General features: G+C 62.9%; 3 protein-coding genes. All 3 read right to left on the bottom strand.

The genetic code is table 11. The features are described 5' to 3' along the window. Positions 1 to 2,835 (bottom strand): type I polyketide synthase (locus tag BST11_RS26480; RefSeq protein ID WP_142276601.1); only part of this gene is annotated, 2,835 nt, incomplete at its 3' end. Next, positions 2,832 to 4,583, bottom strand: coding sequence for an AMP-binding protein (locus tag BST11_RS26475; RefSeq protein WP_083141136.1), 1,752 nt, complete (start codon positions 4,581 to 4,583; stop codon positions 2,832 to 2,834). The genes BST11_RS26475 and BST11_RS26480, both read right to left, overlap by 4 nt. Positions 4,584 to 4,738: 155 nt before the next feature. Then, the coding region (locus BST11_RS28250; RefSeq protein WP_211284799.1) for a hypothetical protein at positions 4,739 to 5,172 on the bottom strand (434 nt) is incomplete at its 5' end.

Below are 5,172 nucleotides of genomic sequence, written 5' to 3'. Positions count from 1 at the left end.
GGGGTGGGTGGTGTGGGTGGTGTAGAGGTTGGTGCGGAAGGTGATGGTGTCGTCGGTGTCGCGGTGCAGGGTGGCGATGGTGGTGTATTTGGTTCCGTGTTGTGCGGTGTGCAGGGTGTCGAGGATGGCTTGGGTCAATAGGGGGTGGGGGCTGATTTCGATGAAGGTGTGGTGGTCGGTTGCGGCGGCGGTGATGGCGTGTTGGAAGTGCACGGGGTTGCGCACGTTGGTGGCCCAGTGTGCGGCGTCGAAGACCGGGTGGGCTTGGGGGTCTGGGTAGGTGGTGGAGATGATCGGGATGGTCGGGGTTTGGGGGGTCAGGTCGGCCAGTTGCGAACGCATCAGGGGTTGTAGGGCGTCCATGGCGGGGTTGTGTGGGGCGACTTCGATGTTGACCCGGCTGGCGAAGCGGTTGTGGGCGCGCACCGTGGTGATCAGTTTGTCGATGTCGGCGGTGGGCCCGGAGATGACGGTTTGGCGCGGGCAGTGGTATATCCCGATCGTGACGTGGGGGTAGCCGGCGATGAGCTGTTCGGTGCTGGTGGCATCCAGATCGAGCAGGGCCATCGCGCCTTGGTCGCATAGCGGCGCCATGAGCCGGGATCGGGTCGCGGTTACCTGCAGCCCTTGGGCGGGGGTCAGCGCGCCGGCGGTCACCGCGGCGGCCACCTCGCCCATGGAGTGGCCGATCACCACATCGGGGGCCACCCCGTAGGAGCGCCACAGCGCGGTGAGCGCGAGCTGGATGCCGATCACGCCCAGCTGGATTTCTTCGATACCTTCTAGCGGCTTTGCGGTGGCGATCATCTCATGCAGCGAAAACCCGGCCTCGGCAACAAAAGTCGGTTCCAGCTCGGTGACCGCCGCGGCGAAAGCGGGTTCATCGACGAGCAACTGGCGGCCCATCCCCGCCCACTGAGATCCCCGACCCGAATACACAAAGACCGTGCCCGGCCCCGGCGCGTTGTCAGTCGGAGGAATCACCCCGGGGGCGTGCTGACCGGTGGCCAAGGCCCGCAACCCGGCCACCGCCGCGCCGCGGTCACGGGCCACCACCGTGCCAAACCTGGCCTGCCGCGACCGGTGATGATTAACCGTATGAGCCACATCGGCCAACCCCACACCGGCCCCCGCACCTTCCATCCACCGCGCCAACACCCCCGCCGTCGCCGCCACCCGCCCCGACGACTTACCCGACACCACCAACACCGAAACCCCACCATCAACACCACGCTCGACCACCGGCGCAACCTCAGGACCCTGCTCCAACACCACATGCGCATTCGTCCCACCGAATCCGAACGATGACACCCCTGCTCGGCGCGGACGGTCTGTCTCAGGCCAATCCATCTGCGTATCAACGACTTTCAATCGCAAGTCGGCGAAGGAAATGTGTGGGTTCGGGCTTTCGAACGATTGATTCGGGGGAATCTGGCCGCGCTGCAACACCAGCACCGCCTTGATGAAGCCCGCGATTCCAGCCGCAGCCTCGGTGTGCCCCAGATTCGTCTTTACCGCCCCGATGAGCAGCGGTGACCCCGCCGATCGCCCGCGGCCCAGCACCGTGCCGAGAGCGCGAGCTTCGATGGGGTCACCCAACAGTGTTCCGGTTCCGTGTGTTTCGACGTAGTCGACGTTGCTCGGCTGCATTCCCGCGTTCGTATAGGCAGCGCGCAGCACCGCCATTTGGGCCGCCGGGTTGGGAGCCATCAGCCCATTAGAGCGGCCATCCTGATTGACCGCCGAGCCGCAAATCACCGCCAGCACCCGGTCACCGTCGCGCTGGGCGTCCGTGAGCCGCTTGAGCACAACCACCCCGGCACCCTCACCGCGCACAAACCCATCGGCCGCCGCATCGAACGCGCGGCACTTGCCCGTAGGTGACAACGCACCGACTTGGTCGAAGCCGCGAAAAACCGCCGGGGACAACAACAGATTCACCCCGGCCGCGATCGCCAGATGGGAGTCCTCGGTCCGCAGGCTTTGGCAAGCCAGGTGGATGGCCACCAACGATGACGAACAAGCGGTATCTACGGCGACCGACGGACCACGCAGGTCAAGGAAGTAGGAGAGTCGGTTGGCGATGATGCTCATAGCGCCGCCGGTGTTGCTCCACCCGTCGACCTGACAGAAGTCATTGGAGGCAATCGCTCCGTATTCACTCAGGCATGCCCCGGCGAAGACTCCAGTCTGCGTCCGGCGCAGCGAACTGGGCGCAATTCCCGCGTGCTCCAACGCCTCCCAGGCCACTTCTAGCAGCAGGCGTTGTTGGGGGTCCACCTTGGCAGCTTCACTGGCCGAGATCTCGAAAAACTCCGCATCGAAGGCGGCGATTTCGGGCAGAAACGATCCCCAACGAGTCGTGCGGGCTAGCGCTGCCGTCACTTCGGGTGTGCCGGTCTCGAACGGCTGCCACCGCTCGGGTGGCACCTGCCCAATCGAGCAGCCACGCTCGGCGAGGAACTGCCACAACGCGTCTGGTCCCGATATACCCGGGAAGCGACATCCGACTCCGATAACGGCAATCGGCTCGTTGAGCGAGTCGCGGGCGGGACGTTTGACCGCCGGGTGGGATTCGGGTTCGGGCTCGCCTGCGGTGAGATATGCGGCGAGATCGTTGATCGTAGGGTGTTCCCAGAATTCGATCGGCGATACGCTCTTGCCGAGCAACTCCGATAACTCGCCGGAAAGCACGACCGATTCGCGAGAACTCACACCGAGGTCCGCCAGTGACAGATCTGGGTCGACCTCATCCGGAGCGCAGCCGATATTGGTGACCAAATAGTCGATTAGCCAGTGGCGAAGTTCGGCTTCGGTGCCGTTGCCTGGTGTCATACCGTCGTGTCCAGCCGCTCGAACCCATCGCTTCGATAGCGTTCGATGCAGGTTGAACGCCGGATCTTGCCGCTCGTAGTGATTGGAATCGAACCGGGAGCTACCAGAACAAGGTCGGCAACGCGCAGGCCATGTGCCTTGGAAATCGCCGAGGTGACTTCATGTTTCACCGAGCTGAGTTTGAGTTTGACGTCCTCTGCGGATGTTCCGCGTCTCTTTAGTTCGATGATCGCCACCAGCAGTTCGCTGATGTCGGTCGGCACAGCTATCGCCGCGCAGCGGCCTCCTGTGATCTCCTGAATGGTTGCCTCGATGTCGTCGGGTGAATGGTTGCGCCCATCGACGATGAGAAGGTCCTTGATGCGGCCCACTATGAAGAGTTCGCCGTCGGAAAAGAATCCCAGGTCTCCGGTTCGCAGCCAAGGTCCCTCCGGGGTTCCGGGCGATGGATCGACCAGCTTCCCACGGAATGTGCACTCCGACGCCTGCGGATTTCGCCAGTAGCCGGCGGCGACGTTGTCGCCGTGGATCCAGATTTCCCCAACCTTTCCCGCGGGGTTCTCCACTCGGGTATCGGGGTCAACGATCCGCACCGTGACAGCACGAGGTACGCCACAGCTGACTAGATCGACACCGACATGGTCACCGGACGGCTCCGCATAGCCAGCCGAAAGTTTCTGGTAGTCGAACCGGGCGGTTGTGGGCGGCAGTCCCGGCGGATTCGACGTCGCGTACACAGTCGCTTCCGCAAGGCCATACCCCGGCTTCAACGCCGTGTCGCGCAGGTTGAAGCGGGCGAATCGCTCGACGAAACGTTTGATTGTGGCCGCGTGGACTCGTTCCGCAGCGAAAGCGAACGTGTGGACATGCCCCAGGTCGAGGCCGGCCATGTCTTCGTCGGTGGTGCGTCGTACGGCGAGCTCATAGGCAAAGTTGGGACCCCCCGTATAAGTGCGGGTGTTGCGGGCCGCCACCTGCATCCACCGGGCGGGCTTTTGCAGAAACGCCATTGGGCTCATGAAGACGATGCGGCGTCCCGTCACTATTGGCAGCGCTATGCCGCACATGAGGCCGAGGTCGTGATAGAAGGGCAGCCAGATGACGATTGTTGTCTCCGGGGGCGCTGCCTTCCCATGGTCCTCGAATGTGTCGGAGATCAACTGCCTGATATTTGCCATGACGTTTTGGTGCGTGACGACAACGCCGGCCGGTGTGCGGGTCGAGCCTGAGGTGTATTGGAGGTAGGCCGGGCCGGAATGGAAATAAGTGACCGCAGGCTGTTCGCGCGGCGAATCCAGGTCGAGCAGGTCGATTTCGATGACGAACGGTGTGGGCTCGCCCTGATGTGCGGTCGCGTATTTCGCCACTTCGTGGACAACGGCGGAAGTCGTCAGAACAGCGACCGGATTGCAATCCCGCAACACGGCGGAAATCCGGTCGTCGTGAACGCCATATTGCGGTGTTGAAAGCGGTACCGCGATGAGGCTGGCCTGAAGCGCCCCGAGGAAGCCTACGACGTATTCCAGCCCCTGGGGGGCGACGATTGCCACCCTGTCGCCCGGCGAGCCCCACAGTGCGAGCTCTTCGGCAACGGTGCAAGCGCGCCGAAATAGTTGCGACCATGTCAGGCCTTCAGCAAAGCCCGACGGGTCCTGTTCGTAGTCGATGTACGTGAACGCCAACGCATCCGGCTGTTGCTCGGCCCGTTCCTGCAGCAGAGCAACAATGGACGAGTCGGTCCGTACCATGCCTTACCTTCCGTTTCGCCGTCGGCGGTCGTGTCGGCACGCCCTTGAGGCCCCGTTGATCGGGCGGCTCTATGAATCACGTGGAATGCCGCGGCCGCGGCACCTGCTGGGTGGGGGCCGAGACAACCAGTCTCCGGACGAAGGTAAGGGATCCTTCACAAGGAAATGGTGCGATTTTGGAAATCCGCGGTGTTTGGCGAGGCTAATCTGCGGGCGGCGCTGACGAATCTGAACCCTTTGGAGGTGAACATGCCTGATAGCGGGCAATAATTGCTTAAAAATGTAAATAAAATTGCTTGAAAGCGAAAGTAGTAATGCTTGAAAATGACAATATGCCGGTGACGCCAGCGCGAGCGGAAAGCAGCGGAAAGCGGCGGAATCCCGCCGCGCAACATCGATCCGTGTACTACGAGCGCGCCGTTCTCGGCACAGCGGGACCGATCGACAAGGTCAGTTGACCCACGCCTGTTGGCGCTCGCCGGGCAGCTGCCGGCCTCGGTGCGTCTCTCGGCTAGTACTACAGCCGTAGATTGTGCGGTGCGGTGTGTCTGCGCTGGTTGAGGCGGTGGCCGCGGCATTGTTCGGAGTT

It is taken from the genome of Mycobacterium alsense (assembly GCF_002086635.1).
GTDB classification, from domain to species: domain Bacteria; phylum Actinomycetota; class Actinomycetes; order Mycobacteriales; family Mycobacteriaceae; genus Mycobacterium; species Mycobacterium alsense.
This window is presented reverse-complemented; position numbering and strand designations above follow the sequence as displayed.